Genomic DNA, 19,751 nt, shown 5'->3' on the forward strand with positions numbered 1-19,751 from the left:
GCCCTGCGCCGGGCCGTTGCGCCTGAGGGAGAGTGATCGTGGTCCCGGATTCGGGGGTCTCCGGTGAGCGTACGACGTTCCTTGCGCTGCTCTCGTTCCCGCCGGAGGATCCCCGAGTCGCGGCCCCGCTGGGGATCAGTGCTCCGCCGCTCGCCGCTCGCCTCGCGCGCGAGCTGGACATGCTCATCCCCTCGACCACACCCGCATCATGGCGCGCGCACCTGGGGCTTGGCGCAACCGGGCGGGGTGTTCGCTCGCTCATCACTTCGCTGGAGCGGGTGCGCGCAGCTGGCCAGTTGCGCCCGTCTGGCACAGTGGGCCGGGTCACCGCGCAGCACGCCGAGCGCCAAGCACTTGCCTACCTCGTACGCGGCTTGGCGGCTGCGCCCGAGGTCCAGGAATATGCGCTGGCCACATTGGGCCCCCTGATCGAGCACGATGCCGCGGGCGGCACCGGGCACAGCGGCGATCTGCTCGTCGTCCTCCGCGCCTATCTCGATCACCCCACGAACCGGTCACTCGCGGCTCAGCGCGCACGGCTCTCCCGCTCAGTCTTTTACCAGCGGCTCGCGCTCATCGAGGAGTTGCTCGACGTAGACCTTTCCGATGGCACAACCATCGCGACACTCGCCGTGGCACTGCTCGCTCGCGGCGAGGGATAGCTGTCTTCCAAGCTCGAAGACGGGTCTGCGCACCCTATTCGTCTGCACGCCTGTAGGCGCGTAGGGCTGTAGGGCCGTGCGCGAAGGCGTCTTGGCGAGCGCGCGGGCTTCTCGCGGGTGTCCAGCACCCCCGAGCCCCAGAGCCTCAGAACTCAGCCCCGTGCGACACCCGCGGCGTGCAGTCGCTATACCGGCGACTTGAGGTTCCAGAGCGCGGGGTACTCGTGTCCGAGGCGCACCACGAGGCGGCGCAGCTCCGGCAAAGACAGCCCGATCACACAGCTCGGGGCCCCCTCGATCCGCTCGATGAAGGCACCGGCGAGGCCATCGATGGCGAAGCCGCCGGCAAGCTCAAGTGGTTCCCCGTCGCGACATACGCGGCGAGCTCAGCGTCCGTTACATCCGCGGCGAGGCTGACCCGCGCGGTGTCAACTCCTCCCACAGCGCCGCGCACGCGGCCACCGGTGGTCGATCACCCAGTGGCCCGAGTGCAGCACTCCGGTGCGCCCGCGGTGCTGTTGCGCCCGCGCGAGCGCAACCTCAGGCAGGTGAGGCTTGCCAAGAATCTCGGTGTTGAGCAGAAACATCGAGTCTCCACCGAGCACGAGACCGTCGATCTCGTGTCCGTGTCGACGCACGACATCCTCCGCTTTGAGGCGCCCGAGATACTCTGTGAACTCCGGTGCGGTCAGCGCTCTCCCCAGCTCAGCCTCGCGCGCTGCGATCGCCGCATCCTCATCGACCTCGGGGGAAAAGCAGATCGGTTCGATCCCCGCCCCTCGCAGCACGGAGAGTCGGGCGGGCGAGGTGGAGGCGAGATACAGGCGCATGCCTGAAATCCTACGCGGCGCACTAGAGCGTGCGCCGCCGCAGAGTGCCTGCGGCGCACACCAGCGCCACGATCGTCACTCCGACGATCACCACGAGCGGCTTCCCCAGATCCCAGCCCTCGGTCCCCGCGGTAACGGCGTTGACCGCATCGATCGCGTAGCTCAGCGGCAACCAATCCGAGATCGTGTGCAGCGACTCAGGCATGTGATCCCGCGGCATCAGCAGCCCCCCGAGCAGAATTTGCGGAAACACGATCACCGGCATGAACTGCACGGCCTGAAACTCGGTGCGTGCGAACGCACTCGCCAGCAGTCCGAGCCCCGTGCCGAGCAGCGCGTCAAGCACGGCGACCACGCCGAGCTGCCAGATCGGCCCCGTCGTCTCCAGCCCGCACACGAGCACCGCGAAGCTCACCGTCACGATCGCTTGCAGCGTCGCCGCAAGTCCAAAGGCAAGCGCGTAGCCGAGCACGAAGTCAGCTCTTCCGAGCGGTGTGGTCATGAGCCGCTCCAGAGTGCCGGATCGTCGCTCTCGCAACGCCGTGACCGAGGTAACCAAGAACATCAGCACGAACGGAAACAGCGCGAGGATCGGGCCGCCGGTGCGTGCAAACGCGGCCTCATCCTCGCTCATCAGCCAGGCAAACAGGCCGACGAGCAGGCTTGGCGCGAGCAGGAGCAGGGCGATCGAACGTGGATCGTGCGACAGCTGCCGCAATACGCGGGCCGCAGTGGCGAAGGTGCGCAGAGGTGTCATGTTCCCGCCTCCGTCCCAGCACCCACCCCAGGTTCCGGATGCGAATCCGCCCCGTGCCTGCCGATGTGAGGGCCGGTGCGCGAGCCAGCGGCGATGAGCGCCAGAAAAGCCTGCTCGGGGTCCGTTGTCCCGGTGCGCGTGAGCAGTTCAGTGGGCGTCGTATCCGCGAGGATCGCCCCCTCACGCATCAGAAGTAACCGATCGCACCGCAGTGCCTCGTCCATCACATGGCTGCTCACGATGAGGGTTGCCCCACCCACCGCGAGCGAGCGAAACAGCGTCCAGAGTTCTGCGCGGAGCACCGGGTCAAGGCCGACCGTCGGCTCGTCGAGGACGATCAGCTGCGGCTCTCCGAGCAGTGCCACCGCGAGAGACACTCGACTCCGCTGCCCGCCACTCAGTGCGTCCACCCGCACCGCGGCATGATCCTGCAACCCGACGAGCGCGATCACCCGCTGCGCGTCGCCGCTCGGCGCGCCGAGCACGCGTTCGAAGTACCGCAGATTCTGCTCCACGGTCAGGTCGTCGTAGACCGAAGCTGCCTGCGTGGCGTACGCGACGCTTCGCCGCAGACCGCGGGATCCAGCCGGCTGCCCGAGCACCGTGATCTCGCCGCTCACGCGCGCTTGGACCCCAACAATCGCCCGCAATAGCGTGCTTTTCCCGCAGCCGGAGGGGCCGAGCAGCCCAGTCACCTGACCGGCCTGGACCACAAGATCGATCCCGCTCAGAACAGTGCGAGCTCCGCGGCTCACTGCCAGGTTCCGAGCGGCCACTGCGTGTCCGCTGTGCTCCATGGGCCAATGCTAACCCCGGGCGCGACTTTGCAGTCGTAAGGATGGGAGAATGGTCAGCATGGCTACACATGAACCCGCCGGCGCTCCCCTTGAAATCGGCGCCGAGATCGAACTTGACGTCACCGGCATTGCGCACGGCGGTGTGAGTGTGGCCCGCCACGAGGGCCGCGTCGTATTCGTCGCTGATGCGATCCCCGGTGAGCGGGTGCGTGCTCGCGTCACCGATGCAAAGAAGAAGTCGTTCGCGCGCGCCACCACCACAGAGGTGCTCGACGCATCACCGGACCGACGTCCCCACGTCTGGTCCGAGGCAGATGTGAGCCGGGACCCCGAAGCGCGCGCTGGTGGTGCCGAGTTCGGCCATATTGCGCTGCAGCGGCAACGCACGCTTAAGGCTGAAGTCCTCACCGATGCGATGCGTCGCTTTGGCGGCGTGGAGCTGGCTGCAGAGGAGGGCGAGGATCTCGCGGAGACGCTCGCGGACCTCGTTGAGGCGGCACCAGGCGACGAGGAAAACAACGGTCTGGGGTACCGGAGCCGTGTCCGCCTCCACGTGGATCCCGAGACGAACGCGGTTGGGCCGTATGGCGCCCGCACGCGCCGAGTCATCCGAGTCGATTCGCTCCCGCTCGCAAATGCTGACATTGCGCAGATCGCACCGCTCGACGATCTCATGCCAGACGTCGCCACGGTCGACCTGGTCGCACCCTCAGCAGACGATCCCCGCATGCTGCTGGGAATGGTCGGCGAGCGGACTCGCGCCGGTGCGGCAGATCCGGTACGCGAACTCGTCGAGGATCGGGGGTTCATTGTGCGCGCCGGAGGATTCTGGCAGGTGCACCGCGAAGCTCCGGCGCTGCTGTTCACGGCGGTGCGCGACGCGATCAGCGATCTCCTCGAGGCGGACCGCTTCGATCCTGCGGCCGGGAACCTTGATCTCTATGGCGGTGCGGGCCTGCTCGCTGCTGCGATGGCCGAGGCCGCAGGCCCGGGCCTCAAAGTCACCACGGTCGAGTCAGATGAGGCGGCCACCGACGACGCCTCAGAGAACCTCTCCGAGTTGCTCGGCGGGCTCGCTGTCACGGCACGAGTCGACCGACACCTTGCTGAGCTGCTGAAGTCGGCGGCCACGGTCCGCGATCGTATCCGACGCGGCACCGTTGTGCTCGATCCTCCACGCTCGGGCGCCGGCGGCGAGGTCACCGCACAGCTGACACAGCTCTCACCCGCGAACATTGTGTATGTGGCGTGCGATCCGGTGGCGCTCGCTCGCGATACGAAGACGCTGCGGGATTCGGGCTATGAACTCACCGGGCTGCGTGCGTTCGACATCTTCCCGCACACGCACCACTTCGAGTCGCTCGCAGTCTTCGAGCGCGAGTAAGTCGGGGCTGAACGGGGGGGGGGGGGGGGGGGGGCCCCCCCCCCCCCGTGTGTACCTGCGACAATGAGGCCATGACGACGACGTTCACTCTGGTCCAGTTGCGCTACTTCGCTGAGGTGGCACGGCTTGAACATATGACCGCCGCTGCAGCGGAGTTGAACGTCACGCAGTCGACTCTGTCGAGCGCGATCGCGCAGCTTGAACGCGAACTCGGCGTAGAACTGTTCACTCGGATCCCGCGCCGCGGCCTTCGCCTCACCCCGGCGGGGGTCGCGCTCCTGACTCGGAGCGCGGCGTTCCTGGAGGACGCTGATCTCCTTGCGCGAGCCGTGCAGTCTTCAGGAGCAACGCTCAGCGGAGAGATTTCAGTGGGCTTGTACGCCCCGCTTGCTCCGTTCCAGGTACCGGCCATCCTGCACCGCTTTGAGCAGCAATTCCCAGATGTCGCGGTGACCTTTGTCGAGGGAGATCAGGGCACGCTGCAGGAGGCACTGTACGACGGCCGGTGTGAGATCGCTCTCATGTACGATCTGGGCGTCGATGAACGGTTTGAGCGCACGGTCATTGATCGCGTTCCGCCGCACGTAATCGTCTCGGAGCAGCACCCGCTCGTGCGGGCCGGACGCACCACGGCGGGGCTTGCGGACTTCGCGGAAGAGCCGCTCATCCTCTTAAATCTCCCTCACACCAGCGGCTACTACCTCAGTCTGTTCCGACAGCTCGGAATCACGCCGAAAGTGCGCCACGTCTCCCTCGGATACGAGACTGTGCGTTCCTTTGTCGCACGCGGTCACGGCTACTCGGTACTGAATCAGTGGGTCGACCACGGCATGACCTATTCAGGGTCGCGCGTGTGTCCGATTCGGCTCACGGATCAGTTACCTCCCACGGAGGTGTCACTCGTGCGCCGCCGCGGTCTCGCTCCCACGAAGAAAGCTCTGGCGTTCGCCCAGGTGTGCACCGACCTCTTTGCCGAGCACGCTCATACATCGAGAGAATCGATCGAAACAAACGGTATTCCTCGTTAGACGCTCGAAGCGTATGGGCCAAAGATGGGAGCAGTTTCGCTCCCGTCAGCAGTGCAGCTGACAGCCTGCCCGCGAGACGCAACCCTCTGGAGGACGCAATGACGCCGCAATCCGAATCGACCCTCTCCCCGCCGTCCGGCGCAGCTGCACCGTCTGGCCGCGCGCCGGTCACCGATCCAGTCAACCTGCCAACTGGCCCAATTTCCGTCGCAGAACGGCGCACGCTCGACCGCGAGCGCCGCCGCGTTCTGCTCGCTGGGAGCGTGGGACAGTTCATCGAGTTCTACGACTTCACGCTCTACGGGCTCTCCGCGCTCACCCTATCTGCACTATTTTTCCCGGATGTGAGCCCGGCGATCGCGCTGCTCTCCACCTTTGCGGCGTTCGGCGTGGCGTTCTTCGTGCGCCCGCTCGGGGGGCTCTTCTTTGGCGCTCTCGGGGATCGCTACGGTCGCCGCCCAGTCCTGTATGTGACACTGCTCACAATCGGGATCGCCACCACAGCAATTGGGCTGCTCCCCACCTACGCACAGATCGGCGTACTCGCCCCCATTCTGCTCGTGATTTGCAGGCTCCTGCAGGGCTTCTCCGCCGGCGGTGAGTCGGTTGGAGCCCCAGCATTCGTCTTTGAGCACGCACCAAAAGCACGGCGCGGGTTCTGGTTGAACATCACGCTTGCCGCGACAGCGCTTCCCTCCGTCGTCGGGGGCACCTTGATCCTCGTGCTCTCGCAAAGCATGTCCGCCGCGTCGTTCGAGGCGTGGGGCTGGCGAATTCCATTCCTGATTGCACTCCCGCTCGCCTTGTTCGGGCTGTGGATCCGCTCCCACACCGAAGAGTCTGAGGCGTTCAAAGAGGTGCAGCGCACACAGCAGGCGCAGCAGAAGGAGCACACGCCAATCCGCGACGCGTTCCGTGAGAACTGGCTGCAGATGCTCCAAGTCATCATGGTAATGGGGCTCACCGCGATGGGGTTCTACTTCCTTTCAGGCTACTTCGTCACCTATGTGCAGACCGCAGGAGATCTCAGCCGCGAAGCAGCGCTGCTCGCCAATGCCGCCGCCATGCTGCTCTACGCACTCGTGCTCCCCGTCGCAGGCCTCATCGGCGACCGCTTTGGCCGGAAACCCATGCTCATCGTGGGGGCGGCGGCCATCGCAGTGCTCTCGGTGCCAGCGTTCATGCTCGTCACTTCGGGATCCTTCCCGCTCGCGCTGATCGGTCAATTCCTCTTCGTGCTCGCGGTGTGCACGTACGGTGGCGGCTGCTACACGTTCTTTGTGGAGATCTTCACCACTCGCACACGGTTCACCTCAGCCGCGGTCAGCTACAACGTCGGCTATGCCGTGTTCGGGGGCACCGCGCCGTTCATCGGAACCTGGCTCGTGGGAGCCACCGATTTCGGAGCGAGCCCGGGTATCTACATGGCCGTTGCTGCCGCGGTGGTGTTCCTCGTCCTCATTCTCACCAACATCCCCGAAACTCACCCGCTCAAGCGGGTCAGCACCACAGGAGCCATCAAGTGACCACTGCACTCCCCGCCGACGCAACAGCGTTCCTCACCGATTTCCACGCGGTCGCCGAGATCGGAGCCACGCCGAACGCGGGCGTGGACCGCCAAGCAGCGACTCCTGAGGACCGAGAAACACGCGAGTGGTTTCGCACCTACGCTGAGTCACGTGGGTGGGAGGTCCGCGTCGATGGAATCGGCAATCAGTTCGCGCTCCTCAACCTCACCTCAAACGCACCATACGTGCTGCTCGGCTCACATCTGGATTCGCAGCCGCTCGGTGGTCGTTTCGATGGAGCCTACGGTGTTATTGCCGGACTCCACGCGGCCGACCGCATCGCTCGCCGCGTCAGCACGGGCGCTGCTCCCCACGCACCCACCTACAATCTCGCCGTCGTGAATTGGTTCAACGAAGAGGGCGGCCGCTTCGCCCCGTCGATCATGGGCAGCTCAGTATTCGCGGGCATCATGGATGAAGCCGAAATGCGTGAGGTGCGCGATCTCCGTGGCATTTCAGTGCGCGAAGCGCTCGAGAGCATCGGCTACCTCGGCACCGATGAGCGGCCCGACATCGCCTCCTACGCGGAAATCCACATTGAGCAGGGCCGCATCCTCGAACGCGAGGGGATCCCCATCGGCGCCGTCGACGCGAGCTGGCACACGCAGAAGCTCGATATTGAAGTGCTCGGCGAGCAATCGCACACTGGAGCGACGCTCATGTCGGATCGTCACGACGCACTCCTCGGCGCTGCGAAGGTGATCCAGCGCGTGCATGAGGTCACCGATCTGTTCCCGCCGGAGACCCTCGTCTCTTCGGTCGGTCAGCTCACTCTGGAGCCCAACTCGCCCATCGTCGTGGCCCGCCGCGTCCATCTTGTCGCGGATCTCCGGGCAGACGACCGCGAGGTCGTGCGCTCCGCACGGGACAAGATCCTGAGCGATATTCGAGAGATCGAGGCGGAACACGGGCTGGTGATCAACGCTCGAGACTTTGACGTCCGCGCGAATCAGCTCTACCCCGAGGCTGGCCTGCAACTCACCGAGCAGGTGGCGGACGCGCTCGGCACTGGCGCCCGTCGGATCCGCACCATGGCAGGGCACGACTCTGTCGCAATGAACCGGATCGCTCCAACCGTGATGCTCTTCATCCCCTCGGTCGATGGGGTCAGCCACTGTGAGCGTGAGTTCTCACGAGACGAGGACATGGTCACGGGAGTGGAGTTCCTCACAGAAGTTGCCTGGCGGCTCGTGCACGGCGCACTGCAGGAGACGAAATGACTGAGACGAGCACGTGTGAGCTCACGCGGCTCGACGCCTATGCCGCTCGTGCGCTCTTTCGCTCCGGGGAGCTGGCGCCGAGCGAGCTTCTCGAAGCGACTTTTGCTCGCATTGCTGCGGTGAACGGCGACCGCGAGACAGGCGTGAACGCGTTCACAGAGATCCTCGCCTCTGAGGCGCGTGAGCAGGCGCGGGCGGCGGACACGGCGTGGGCTGATGCCCGGTCCGATGGATCCGAGCCACCACCCCTGCTCGGGATCCCTGTCGCAACAAAAGAGAAGCACGGCCTCGCTGGGCGGTCCCTGGAACAGGGACTCGCCTCGCAGCGCGGAGTCCTCGCCGACGCCCATCACCCCGTCGTTGAACGGGTGCTTCACGCGGGTGGGATCATCCACGCGCGTACCACTTCCCCGGAGTTCTCATGTGCCACAGTGACGCACTCACCGGCCTGGGGGATCACGCGGAACCCGTGGCACCTCGCGGCTTCTCCTGGCGGCTCCTCGGGCGGAGCCGGATCCGCCCTCGCTGCTGGCATGGCGACCCTCGCCACGGCGTCCGACATCGCGGGCAGCACCAGGATCCCCGCCGGATTCACCGGAACAGTCGGGTACAAGGCGCCATACGGCCGTATCCCCGGCCTGCCCCCGCTCTCGGCCGACTGGTATCGCGGTGACGGCCCGATGGCCCGCACGGTGGCGGACACTGCGCTCTTCGCCGGAGTGCTGAGCGGTCACCATGCAGTCGACCACGGCTCCGTCGGCGTGCCAGGCGCAGCTCCCATCTCATCGGCACGTCTCCGAGCGCCCAACATGCGCGGCCGCAGAATTGGCCTCGCACTCACGCTGGGCGACTACCCGGTGGCGCCGAGCATTCGCGCGAACACTGAGCGGGTGGCCCAGGTGCTTGAAGCCGCGGGGGCGGTGATCATTCCAGTCGAGCTGCCGTGGACCGTTGAACGAATCACTGCGACCACGTTTGCGCACTTCGGGTACATCCTCGGGCCGGCGATGGCGAAGCTCACCGCTGGCACAGAATCTGAACTGGCGGCGTACACGACCCAGTTCATCGCTGACGCTGCCCGCGCGGCCGCAGACGTCTCTTTCCCCGAATCACTCGCGCTCGACGCCGCAATCCAGGGGGAGCTCGCCTCCGCAATGACGGGACTCGACGCGCTCCTGACCCCCGTGCAGGCCGTTGAGATGCTCGACGCAGCGGGAAACTACCTTGACGGAATCGACGCGGTCGGCCCCGATGGACTGCCGGTTCACCTCGCCCACTACTGGGAAGCCCACATGACGAGCCCGTTCAACGTTGCAAACCGCTGCCCTGTGCTCGCGGTTCCCAGCGGGATTTCGAGCGTCGGAGTACCCACGGGAGTGCAGATCGTGGGCCACCCATGGGATGAGGCGACCGTGTTCGAAATCGGTGCTGCGATCGAGGCACGTATCGAGATGCCGGACTACCCGGATCTTCGTGCGTAGCGCGCGCTGCTGGGAGCCCGGTGGACTCGACGTGAGCGGGTGCCCTCGCTCCCCAGCGAGTGCACAACCGCGCAACCTATTTCGGAGCAGTGACGCGCACGATCCCGGTCATCTCCGGGTGAACCGAGCAGTCATACGGAAACTCACCCGAGGCATCGAACACGTGCGTGTAGCTCCCGGTGCGCTGCAATTCGCTCACAAAGCTGCCGTCTTCAGCGACCACGTCGTGCTCAGCCGGTCCTTCGAACTCCCAGCGCACTGCCTGCCCTGGCTCGATCTCAATCTCCCGCGGCTCGAACGCATTGTCGTAGGCACGCACAGTGATCGCCGCCTTTGCGCTGTCATCAGAGGGAACCAGTTCAGGCTTGCTCGGCGCGCAGCCTGCGAGAGCCACTGTTGCACCAAACCCGATGATCCCGGCGAGGCCAGTCAAAATACCGCGCCGTGAGATTCCAGGCGCCGTCACGTTACTCGGTCCCATCACGCTTCGCTCCCGATCAATGGCGGTGCAGCGCGCGGGCAGCATCGGTGATTGCGCCCGTCATCGACGGATACACGGCGAACGCCGACGCAACCTGGTCCACCGTCAGCCGGTGCTCAACTGCGAGCGCTACGGGGAAGATCAACTCGCTCGCACGGTGGGAAACAATGACGCCGCCGATCACCGTGCCGGAAGCCTCCCAGGCGAAGAGCTTCACGAAGCCATCGGTGAACCCGATCATTTTCGCGCGCGGATTTACACTGAGCGGGATCGTATGCGAGATCGCTTTCGCGACATCGGCCGCACCCTCGAGGGTCCGCTGGTTCCAGCCGACAGTCGCAATTTCCGGGTAGGTAAACACGTTTGCCGCAACGTTTCGCAGATCGATCGGGCGCACGAAGTCGCCCAGCGCATGCATGATGGCCGTGCGCCCCTGCATTGAGGCAACCGAAGCGAGCGGGTAGAAATCAGTGCAATCACCCGCAGCATAGATTGAGGGGATCGCGGTGCGGGCCACCTTGTTGACGCGGATGTGCCCGCTCTCGGTGAGCGCAACTCCGGCTTCTTCCAAGCCAAGGCCCGCCGTGTTCGGCACCGAGCCGACAGCCATCAGACAGTGCGAAGCCTCGATCGTGCGACCGTCCTCAAGCGTCACGAGCACACCGTTCTCGGTGCGGGTAACGGTGGACGCGCGTGACTTTGACATCACGTGCATGCCGAGTCGAGTGAACTCGCGCTCAATCACAGCAGCAGCGTCGGCATCCTCGCCCGGCAGCACCTGTTCACGGCTCGACACGAGGGTGACTTCGGCGCCGAGCGTGCGGTACGCGTTCGCGAATTCGGCGCCCGTCACGCCAGATCCGACGACCACGAGATGTTCGGGGATCGCGGGCAGATCATAGAGCTGCTTCCACGTGAGAATTCGCTCCCCGTCAGGCTTCGAAGAGTCGAGCTCGCGCGGGCTCGCCCCAACGGCCACAACGATGGTGTCTGCCTCGATCCGGTCAAAGTCTGTGCCTTCGCCGTCGGCAGCGGTCGACACGAGCACCGCGTTCGGGCCGTCGAGACGCCCCTCCCCCTGCACTACCCGGACGCCAGCGTCCTCAAGTGTGCGGAGCATATCTACGGACTGCGCTCCCGCCATGGCGAGCAGCCGCTTGTTTACGGCGGCAAGGTTCACCGCGATCTCGGGGCGAACAGGCTTGCCATCGCCGCCCGGGACGAACGCCTGCACTCCGAGCTTGCCCGAGTCCCGCACGGCCTGCACTGCACCAGCGGTACCGATCAAGCTCTTCGAGGGCACCACGTCAGTGAGCACCGCAGCTCCACCGACGCCGGCACTTTCAATGAGCGTAACCTCGGCTCCGAGCTGGGCGCCAGCGAGCGCCGCCTCATAACCGCCAGGACCGCCACCCAGCACCGCGATGCGATGCTTCCGTTCATACGCTTTCGCCATGACCTCAGTCTACGACCAGCTGCCGTCTCGCCGCGCCGTCACGGCAACACCGGCTAGGACGCGGAGCGCTCGCGCTGCACCATCTCGCTGGGCCAGCGCTTCTCAAGCCGACGGTCCAGTGCCGTCCAATAGTTCTGCATGACGGGGCTGGTGCGCGCGCCCGTCCACAGTTCGATGTGGCGCACAGCGCCGCTATCTGCCCACAGCCACTCGTCAAACCAGGCGTCAACCGCTGTCGCAAGGGCCTCGCCGCGCTGTCTGCCTATGCCAGGACGGGGGCTCGCCTCGCGAAGTTCGCGGCAGAGCCACGTCACGCCCACGTGGGCCGGCACCGCAAGCTCTTGAATCTGAATGGGGGAAAAGACCTCGACAAAGACGCGCCCGTACGCCGACTCCGGAAGTTCACGCAGCCAGTCGCGCAACGCGGGAAGATCCGCGGCATCACAGGCAGCAAGGACACAGTCGATGCCAGCTGGATCCACGACGGATACCAGCTCGGGACGCGAGGCCGGGTCAAACTCGGCGGGATCGAAAGCATTCACGGCACCAGCTTAGGCCATCCTTACCAACATCGGGTGATCTCTCGGCGAACGATCAGCATCGTTGTCAACGCGTAACCCGCCGTAGCAATTGCGCAGCACCGGCTCGCGTGCCCGGTCGGGCATCAGCAACGGCCTATGATCAACGGGCAAGGGGTGCACGCACACAGAGCGTCGCATGGCAACCCGAACAATGACGTTGGAAGGACTGCCACACATGACGAGGATCGAATCCGACTACGACATGTCAGCCGATGCGTTCCGTCGCGGCCTCGGCACCCTCGATATGGCGATGACGGGTTCGATTCCACTCCCTTCCGCGTCAGAGAGCCAGGGCGCCTCGCTCGCGGTCACCGCAGGAGCCAGCGCCAGCCTTGAGCGCGATCCAGGGATGCCCTCCACCACTTGGCGGATGCGCAGCGATGCATGGGAGTACCTCCGCTTCGCCGTGAAGCGGCTCGTCTACGGCAACGATGGCGCAGATCTCCTCGCTTCAGACGGGGAGATCCAGCGATCGCTCCGCACGCTGGAGACGGTGGAAATGTACTGGGCAGGGTTTGGTCAGCGCTACGTCAGAGCAATTGGCGAGCTGCTTGAGGCTGGCGATTTCCGCACCGCGCTCGATCGCATCGGCCGCGTGGTCAACCGGCTACGCGGCGACACGGTCCCCGAGGAGCCCCGCGACGAGTTCATCGATGAACAGGAGCGGGCCGAACTCTCCACCGACGCCGACCCGCGCCCTCGCTTCGAAGTGCTCATCGTTGACGAGACGACGCCGAGCGAGCGGGACGCGACCCGATCAGAGGGACTGCGGTTGCGCGCGGGCGCGGACGCATTCATCTATGAGTTCGTCATCGTGCCTTCTGCCGATGACGCGGTCGCGGCGGTGCTCACCAACCCCAACATCCTCGCCTGCGTCGTGCGCCCTGGCTTCAGCGAGCGCACGAAACAGCGCTTGAGCCGCGATCTGCGTGAGACGATCGACCTCGCTCGCGCCGAGGTCACACCCGGGCAGGCCCCGTCCCGCAGTTCGCTTGCGTCGGTACAACGCGTGCTCGGGCTCGCCGACACACTCGCCGCAATTCGTCCGGAACTTGACCTCTACCTCATGGCTGGTGCGCACATCGAGGATCTGGCCGGCGCGCTCACTCGCCGCTTCCGCCGCGTGTTCCGGCGCGAAGATCAGCTTGAACTCCACCTCAGCCTGCTGCGCCGCGTCTCGCACCTCTATGACACCCCATTCTTCTCCGCGATTCAGGACCACGCCCGCCGACCGGTTGGAGTCTTCCACGCCCTCCCCGTCGCTCGCGGCGGCTCCGTCGTGTCGTCCAAGTGGATCAAGGATCTCGCGGACTTCTACGGCCTCAACCTGCTGCTGGCAGAAACAAGCGCAACGTCAGGCGGCCTCGATTCGCTGCTCGCCCCAGTGCACACACTCAAAAAAGCGCAGGAGCTTGCGGCACGCGCGTACGGTGCGAAGCACACCTTCTTCGTCACCAACGGCACCTCGACCGCGAACAAGATCGTGCACCAGGCGCTCGTGTCCCCCAACGACGTCGTGATGGTGGATCGCAACTGCCATAAATCGCACCACCATGCGGTGATGCTCACCGGTGCTCGCCCCGCATACCTCGAGGCGTACCCGCTCAACGACTTCGCGTTCTACGGCGCAGTGCCGCTCAACCGGATCAAGCAGATGCTGCTCGAGTACCGAGCTGCTGGACGGCTCGACGAAGTCCGCATGATCACACTCACCAACTGTACGTTCGACGGCATTGTGTACGATCCAGAGCGCGTCATGGCTGAGTGTCTCGCGATCAAACCGGACCTGGTGTTCCTGTGGGATGAGGCGTGGTTCGCATTCGCCGCGTTCCACCCCGTCACGCGCCGCCGCACTGCGATGGCTGCCGCAAAGCGGCTCGAACAGCGCTTCGGGACCGCGGCCCACGCCGCTGCGTATCGCGAGCAGCGCGACCGGCTCGTGAGCGCAGACGGCGAATTTGCTCCTGACACTGCGTGGCTGGATGAACGGCTGATCCCGGCTCCTGACGCCCGGATCCGTGTCTACGCCACACAGTCGACGCACAAGACGTTGACCGCACTGCGGCAAGGCTCGATGATCCACGTCTACGACCAGGACTGGGTGCGCGAAGCAGAAGAGGCCTTCCACGAGGCGTACATGACACACACCTCGACGTCGCCGAACTACCAGATCCTCTCGTCGCTCGACATCGGACGCCGCCAAGTCGAGCTCGAAGGATTCGAACTCGTGCAGCGCCAGCTTGACCTCGCGACAAGCCTGTCCCAGGCGATCGCTCGGCATCCGCTGCTGCGCCGCACGTTCCGGGTGCTCACGGCGCATGACCTGATCCCGAGTGACAATCGCGAGATCGGGCGTCCCATGCCGCTCCGCGATGGCCTCTCAACGATGTGGAAGGCTTGGGCCACCGATGAGTTCGTTGTCGATCCGAGCCGAATCACCATCGAGATCAGCCGAACCGGGGTCGACGGCGATACGTTCAAACACGAGCACCTGATGGATCGCTACGGCATCCAGGTCAACAAGACGAGCCGCAACACCGTGCTGTTCATGACAAACATCGGCACCTCACGCAGCGCCATCGCGTATCTCATCGAGGTGCTCGTCAAGCTCGCTGAGCGCTTCGAAGAGGAGCAGGCGCAGCGCGATCCCGAGATCCCGCTTCCCGCCGAGGTCCCGATGCCGCCACTGCCCGATTTCAGCGCGTTCTCGTCGGGCTACGCCACCGATACCGTGCTCCCAGACGGCGACATGCGCGCGGCGTTTTTCCGCGGCCAGCAGCGCGGCGCGGTGGAGCATGTCCGGCACGAGGAACTTCGCGAACGGGTCGCGCACGGCACCATCCCAGTGTCAGCCGGGTTCGTCACCCCGTATCCTCCTGGCTTCCCGATCCTCGTCCCCGGCCAGCTGATCACCGCTGAAGTGCTCGACTTTATGGCGGTGCTCGACACCCGTGAGATCCACGGCTACGATTCACGCCGCGGATATCGAATCCTGCGCGACACCGGCGAGTAAGGTGGGTGAGCGTCACTGCTCAACCACCAAGATGTGTCACATGTGTTCAACGCGTCACACGTCTCCAACGCTCCACAGAGCTGCTCAACACAGGAGTCTTGCTCATGACTGACCCTTCTCCGACCGCAAGCAAGGCCGTCACACAGACCATCAACGTACTTCGCAGGACGCTGAAGCCTCGCCACATCCAGATGATCGCGCTGGGCGGGGCCATTGGGACCGGGCTGTTCTACGGGTCTTCGGAATCGATCGGGCTCGCCGGCCCATCTGTGCTCCTGACCTACGCCATCGGTGGACTGATGATCTTCCTGGTGGTGCGCGCCCTGGGAGAGATGTCGGTAGACGAACCGGTGTCAGGCGCGTTCAGCCACTACGCGAACAAGAATTGGAGCGCTCGCGCTGGCTTCGTCTCAGGGTGGAACTACTGGTTCAACTACATCGCGGTCTCGATGGTGGAGCTCGCGGTGGTTGGATCATTTGTGAACTATTGGCTGCCTGGCATTCCCGGATGGGTGTCGGCAGCCGTCTTCCTCGTTCTGATCACTGCGATAAATCTCGTTGGCGTGCGCGTCTTCGGTGAGTTCGAGTTCTGGCTGGCCCTGATCAAGGTGATTGCGGTCATCGGCATGATCGTGCTCGGAGCCATCGTTGTGGTGGCGGGAATCAACAACAGTGCAGATCTCCCGGATCCGAGCTTCACTCACCTGTGGGATCAGGGCGGTTTCTTCCCAATGGGGCTGAGCGGCATGCTCTTCGCGCTCGTCGTCGTCATGTTTTCATTCGGTGGGACCGAGCTGATCGGCATCACGGCAGGGGAGGCTGAGCATCCCGAGCGCACGATCCCCAAAGCCATCAACCAGGTCATCTTCCGAATTCTGATCTTCTACATCGGCGCACTCGCAGTCATCATGGCCATCGTGCCGTGGGATCGCCTAGACGGCGAGACGAGCCCATTTGTGCAGATCTTTGACCGAATCGGCGTCCCTGGCGCCGCCCACATTCTCAACCTCGTGGTCCTCACCGCAGTGATCTCGGTCTACAATTCGGGCCTCTATGCCAATGGTCGTATGCTGCGCTCACTGGCGTTACAAGGAAACGCGCCAAAATATCTGGAAGCGGTCTCCCATAACGGTGTCCCGATCGCGGGAGTGCTCACGTCGTCGGCGGTGACTGTGCTCGCAGTGGTCGTCGTCTTCCTCTGGCCAGCCTTCGCTTTCCAGTACCTCATGTCTATCGCGACGATTGCAGCGATCATCAACTGGTCCATGATCATGATCACGCAGCTGAAGTTCCGCAGGCGCATCGGACCAGACGGGGTCGCCGCGCTCACGTTCACACTGCCATTCGCACGCGTGACCCCGTGGATCGTCCTCTCGTTCTTTGCCGTGCTCGCAGTTCTGATGTGTTTCCACCCGGGCTATCGCACGGCAGTCATTGTGGGACCGATCTGGCTCGCAGCGCTCCTCATCGCGTACCAGGTGAAGCAGCGCCGCCAGCTCAGAGCAGCGCGCCACCACGAAGCTGAGCTCGGACGGGAAACACAGCGGACGCTTCCCTAGCTGACCTCACGGCAGCAGTCGGGGCCGCCACGCACCAGACGATTTCGGGGCCTGGAAGCGCCGTCGACTGTCCGCTGCTGGCTATCGCTCAGCGGGCGCCTGCGTCAGAGGGCTCCGTCCTCCCGCAGCGCGGAGCGTGCGGTGCATGCGGTGCATGCGGTGCGTGCCGGACGAGCGGTGCTGGTACTCGGAGCCGAAACCGGAACTTCATCGGCCACGACCGCGCGCACAAAGCCGCTCGCCCCTTCGGCGGTCGCCTCGCGGAGTGCGAGGAACAGCTCGCTGCTTGCGACGCCCGGCCAGTCAGCGGGAAGAAGCTCGGGGGGCAACCCCGGATCGCGGTATGGGATCGGCCGCCACGCGTCGAGCGCACGAATCCACACTCCGAAGGCGCGCGCAGGATCTGTCACGTCGAGAGCCTGCGTATGCGCCGCCAGAAAGTCCTCGTGCAACTGTCGGAGCGCGGGGAGATCCCACCACTGCGTCAGCGCTACGTCAGGAGGCACCGCCAGTTGATCGATCTCCGAGACGGTAAAAATCGTCACGTGTCCAGTTACCCCGAGATCAGCCACGATGTGCTCAACGTCGGGGCGGAGATACGCGGGCAGTATCCAGAGTGATTGCGATACGTGGCCGGCGCCGATCCACGCGAACCGGGTGCGGAGGTGGTACCGCGCTCCGCGCTCCGCCTCAGGGATGCTGAACGAGACGAGGCACCAGTGATCCCCGAGAGTCATCGATCGCGGGTGATGGATCCTGCGATCGCCTCTGGCCAGCAATTCCCATGCATCGGGAGTGAGCGCATATCCCGCACGGCTCCCCCGCCGCTCCGAGGCGACAAGCCCCTTGCGCTTCACCCGCGTCAGCGCTGTCCGTGTCAACGCGGGTGCGAGGCCAACTGCACTCATGAGTTCAATGCACACGCGAGTCGGTAGCCAGCCGCCGTGCTCACGCATCACCGCGCCAATGACGGTGCGCAGCAGTGAGTTCGCACTCCCGGGCCGGGAGTCGAGATCGTCGAGAACGCGCACCAGCTCACCCCCTTCTCGCGTGAACTCGTCGCCTAGTCACTCAGATCTCGGATTTCGGTGCGGAGTGAAATGAGCTCGGGGAAAAAGGACAGCTCAAGTGCGTGCCGCAGGAAGCCGACGCCGGACGAGCCACCAGTGCCACGTTTGAACCCGATCGTGCGCTGCACGGTGCTCATGTGGCGGAAGCGCCAGAGCTGGAATGCGTCCTCGATATCCACGAGCGACTCGCAGACTTCGTAGACATCCCAGTGTGCATCGACCGACTCGTAGATCTCAGTGAACATCGGCACCAGCGCGGGCTGCTCCACCCACGCGGCAGTCACATCCCGTTCGAGCACCTCCTGCGGCACGGCGTAGCCGCGCCTCGACAGCATCGCGAGAAAACTGTCATACAGGGTCGGAGCCTGCAGCGTCGCGGTGATCTCGGCATGGATCTCAGGCTTCGCCTCGAACATCCGCAGCATCCCGGCATTCTTGTTGCCGAGGATGAACTCGATCGAGCGGTACTGCGCTGACTGGAATCCACTCGAAGATCCGAGCACCGCACGGAACTCTGCGTACTCTGACGGAGTGAGGGTGGCGAGCACAGACCACTGCTCTGTGAGCGTGCGCAGGATCTGCTTGACCCGCGCCAGCCCTTTGAGCGCTCTGGAGGGCTCGTCAGCATCGAGATACTCGCGCGAGCCCCGCAGCTCATGCAACATCAGCTTCAACCACAGCTCTGACGTCTGGTGCTGAATGATGAACAGGAGTTCATCATGATGCGCAGGGTCGCTCAGTGGGTGCTGCGCAGAGAGGATCTGCTCAAGGTTGAGGTACCCCGCGTAGTCCATGGTGTTGCGGAAGTCGGTGCGCACACTCGACTCAATGGGTCGTTCTCCAGGTGTCTCTGACATGGGGCCTCCGTTGGCTTGCACCGCGGTGGTGCCGGCGCAATGTGTGTCACTACTGAGACGATCGCCCCAATTCGGATTCACTCACATGGTAGTCCACGCCAGCAGCTCGCACCCTGCGCACCGCACCGCGTTCGCCTCGCTCGGAGTTGTGTGCGGCGCAGAGCCCCGACACCCGTATTCTTGACCCATGAGTACGGATCCGGATCCCATCGCACTGGCCGAAGCGGCCGCAGCTGAACTTGCACGTTTGACCGGCGTTGCGCAGCACGACATCGCCCTCACCCTCGGCAGCGGCTGGGGTGGCGCCGCAGATATTCTGGGCGAGACCGTCGCTGAAGTCCCCGCCGAGCAGGTGCCCGGATTCCATGCCTCCGGGGTCGCCGGCCACTCAGGGACGCTGCGCTCGATCCGCCTCGCGAACGGCGCACACGCACTCGTCATCGGAGCGCGCACGCACTTCTACGAGGGGCGTGGAGTGCGTGCGGTGGTGCACGGCGTTCGCACGGCGGCTGCTGCCGGGGCGAAGATCATGGTGCTCACCAATGGCGCAGGTGGAGTCGACCCCGCATTCGGTGCAGGCGAGGCGGTGCTGATCAGCGATCATCTCAACCTCACCGCAACGTCCCCCATCGAGGGCGCAAACTTCATCGACCTCACCGATCTCTACGCGTCACGCCTGCGCGATATTGCGCGCGGCGTCGAGCCAGGGCTGCAGGAGGGCGTCTACGTACAGCTCCCCGGGCCGCACTACGAGACTCCCGCTGAGATCCACTATTTGCGCGCCATTGGCGGCCAAATCGTCGGTATGTCCACTGCGCTCGAAGCCATCGCTGCGCGTGCCGCCGGAATGGAAGTACTCGGCCTCTCGTTGATCACGAACCCTGCTGCGGGCATGGGCGATGATCCGCTGAACCACGAAGAGGTGTTGGAAGCAGGCCGTGCCGCCGGCCCACGTCTCGCGGACCTCCTCTCGCGGGTCGTCGCGGCCCTGTAGGGCCGCGACGGCG

16 protein-coding genes and 1 pseudogene are annotated in these 19,751 nt (G+C 64.8%); 9 read left to right on the forward strand and 8 right to left on the reverse strand.

Going from position 1 to position 19,751, the window contains the following annotated elements:
• Positions 1-38: 38 nt before the first annotated feature.
• Positions 39-662, forward strand: a complete 624-nt coding sequence (locus K1X41_RS15470) for a PucR family transcriptional regulator (protein ID WP_258566691.1) — start codon at positions 39-41, stop codon at positions 660-662.
• A 185-nt stretch (positions 663-847) separates the two neighbouring features.
• On the opposite strand, the pseudogene K1X41_RS06760 reads toward K1X41_RS15470, so the two are convergent.
• The 3 genes and pseudogenes from K1X41_RS06760 to K1X41_RS06770 form a co-directional block, all read right to left on the reverse strand.
• Positions 848-1,492 (reverse strand): annotated as a pseudogene (locus K1X41_RS06760) (Maf family protein).
• 22 nt (positions 1,493-1,514) lie between these two features.
• Positions 1,515-2,249, reverse strand: coding sequence for an ABC transporter permease (locus K1X41_RS06765; protein WP_220175647.1), 735 nt, complete (start codon positions 2,247-2,249; stop codon positions 1,515-1,517).
• A complete protein-coding gene (locus K1X41_RS06770; RefSeq protein WP_220175648.1) occupies positions 2,246-3,046 on the reverse strand; it encodes an ABC transporter ATP-binding protein in 801 nt (266 codons plus the stop codon). The genes K1X41_RS06765 and K1X41_RS06770 overlap by 4 nt, the downstream gene beginning before the upstream one ends.
• Positions 3,047-3,104: 58 nt before the next feature.
• Between K1X41_RS06770 and K1X41_RS06775 the strand changes: the two genes are divergently transcribed.
• From K1X41_RS06775 to K1X41_RS06795, 5 genes are all read left to right on the forward strand, one after another.
• The gene (locus K1X41_RS06775; protein WP_133617294.1) at positions 3,105-4,430 is read left to right on the forward strand and encodes a class I SAM-dependent RNA methyltransferase; all 1,326 of its coding nucleotides are present in this window, start codon (positions 3,105-3,107) and stop codon (positions 4,428-4,430) included.
• A 71-nt stretch (positions 4,431-4,501) separates the two neighbouring features.
• Positions 4,502-5,458 carry a LysR family transcriptional regulator gene (locus K1X41_RS06780; protein ID WP_132206753.1) on the forward strand — a complete coding sequence of 319 codons (957 nt, stop codon included), beginning with the start codon at positions 4,502-4,504 and terminating at the stop codon, positions 5,456-5,458.
• 98 nt (positions 5,459-5,556) lie between these two features.
• Positions 5,557-6,984, forward strand: coding sequence for an MFS transporter (locus K1X41_RS06785; protein ID WP_132206752.1), 1,428 nt, complete (start codon positions 5,557-5,559; stop codon positions 6,982-6,984).
• Positions 6,981-8,246, forward strand: coding sequence for a M20 family metallo-hydrolase (locus K1X41_RS06790; RefSeq protein ID WP_133617293.1), 1,266 nt, complete (start codon positions 6,981-6,983; stop codon positions 8,244-8,246). Before K1X41_RS06785 ends, K1X41_RS06790 begins: the two co-directional genes overlap by 4 nt.
• The gene (locus K1X41_RS06795) at positions 8,243-9,727 is read left to right on the forward strand and encodes an amidase (protein WP_220175649.1); all 1,485 of its coding nucleotides are present in this window, start codon (positions 8,243-8,245) and stop codon (positions 9,725-9,727) included. The genes K1X41_RS06790 and K1X41_RS06795 overlap by 4 nt, the downstream gene beginning before the upstream one ends.
• Positions 9,728-9,803: 76 nt before the next feature.
• Here the strand turns inward: K1X41_RS06795 and K1X41_RS06800 are convergent, their stop codons facing one another.
• Genes K1X41_RS06800 through K1X41_RS06810 form a run of 3 tightly spaced genes read right to left on the reverse strand, consistent with a single transcriptional unit; the run spans position 9,804 to position 12,206 of the window.
• Complete coding sequence (locus K1X41_RS06800) at positions 9,804-10,208, reverse strand: cupredoxin domain-containing protein (protein ID WP_133617291.1); 405 nt, start codon at positions 10,206-10,208, stop codon at positions 9,804-9,806.
• A gap of 16 nt (positions 10,209-10,224) precedes the next feature.
• A complete protein-coding gene (locus K1X41_RS06805) occupies positions 10,225-11,664 on the reverse strand; it encodes an NAD(P)H-quinone dehydrogenase (RefSeq protein ID WP_132206748.1) in 1,440 nt (479 codons plus the stop codon).
• A gap of 53 nt (positions 11,665-11,717) precedes the next feature.
• A complete protein-coding gene (locus K1X41_RS06810) occupies positions 11,718-12,206 on the reverse strand; it encodes an SIP domain-containing protein (protein ID WP_132206747.1) in 489 nt (162 codons plus the stop codon).
• 214 nt (positions 12,207-12,420) lie between these two features.
• On the opposite strand from K1X41_RS06810, the gene K1X41_RS06815 reads away from it, so the two are divergent.
• Positions 12,421-15,258, forward strand: coding sequence for an aminotransferase class I/II-fold pyridoxal phosphate-dependent enzyme (locus tag K1X41_RS06815; RefSeq protein WP_396426504.1), 2,838 nt, complete (start codon positions 12,421-12,423; stop codon positions 15,256-15,258).
• 104 nt (positions 15,259-15,362) lie between these two features.
• Positions 15,363-16,817: an amino acid permease gene (locus K1X41_RS06820; protein ID WP_220175650.1), complete on the forward strand. Its 1,455-nt coding sequence runs from the start codon at positions 15,363-15,365 to the stop codon at positions 16,815-16,817.
• Positions 16,818-16,921: 104 nt separating this feature from the next.
• Here K1X41_RS06820 and K1X41_RS06825 read toward each other — a convergent pair whose 3' ends face one another.
• Together K1X41_RS06825 and K1X41_RS06830 are read right to left on the reverse strand one after the other, a co-directional pair.
• The gene (locus K1X41_RS06825) at positions 16,922-17,848 is read right to left on the reverse strand and encodes a PaaX family transcriptional regulator (RefSeq protein ID WP_220175651.1); all 927 of its coding nucleotides are present in this window, start codon (positions 17,846-17,848) and stop codon (positions 16,922-16,924) included.
• Between the two features lie 32 nt (positions 17,849-17,880).
• Positions 17,881-18,744 carry a tryptophan 2,3-dioxygenase gene (locus K1X41_RS06830; protein WP_220175652.1) on the reverse strand — a complete coding sequence of 288 codons (864 nt, stop codon included), beginning with the start codon at positions 18,742-18,744 and terminating at the stop codon, positions 17,881-17,883.
• 187 nt (positions 18,745-18,931) lie between these two features.
• Between K1X41_RS06830 and K1X41_RS06835 the strand changes: the two genes are divergently transcribed.
• Entirely contained in the window at positions 18,932-19,738 is an 807-nt protein-coding gene (locus K1X41_RS06835) for a purine-nucleoside phosphorylase (protein ID WP_132206744.1), read from the forward strand.
• The last annotated feature ends 13 nt before the right edge of the window (positions 19,739-19,751 follow it).

This window comes from Leucobacter luti (assembly GCF_019464495.1).
Classification (GTDB): domain Bacteria; phylum Actinomycetota; class Actinomycetes; order Actinomycetales; family Microbacteriaceae; genus Leucobacter; species Leucobacter luti_A.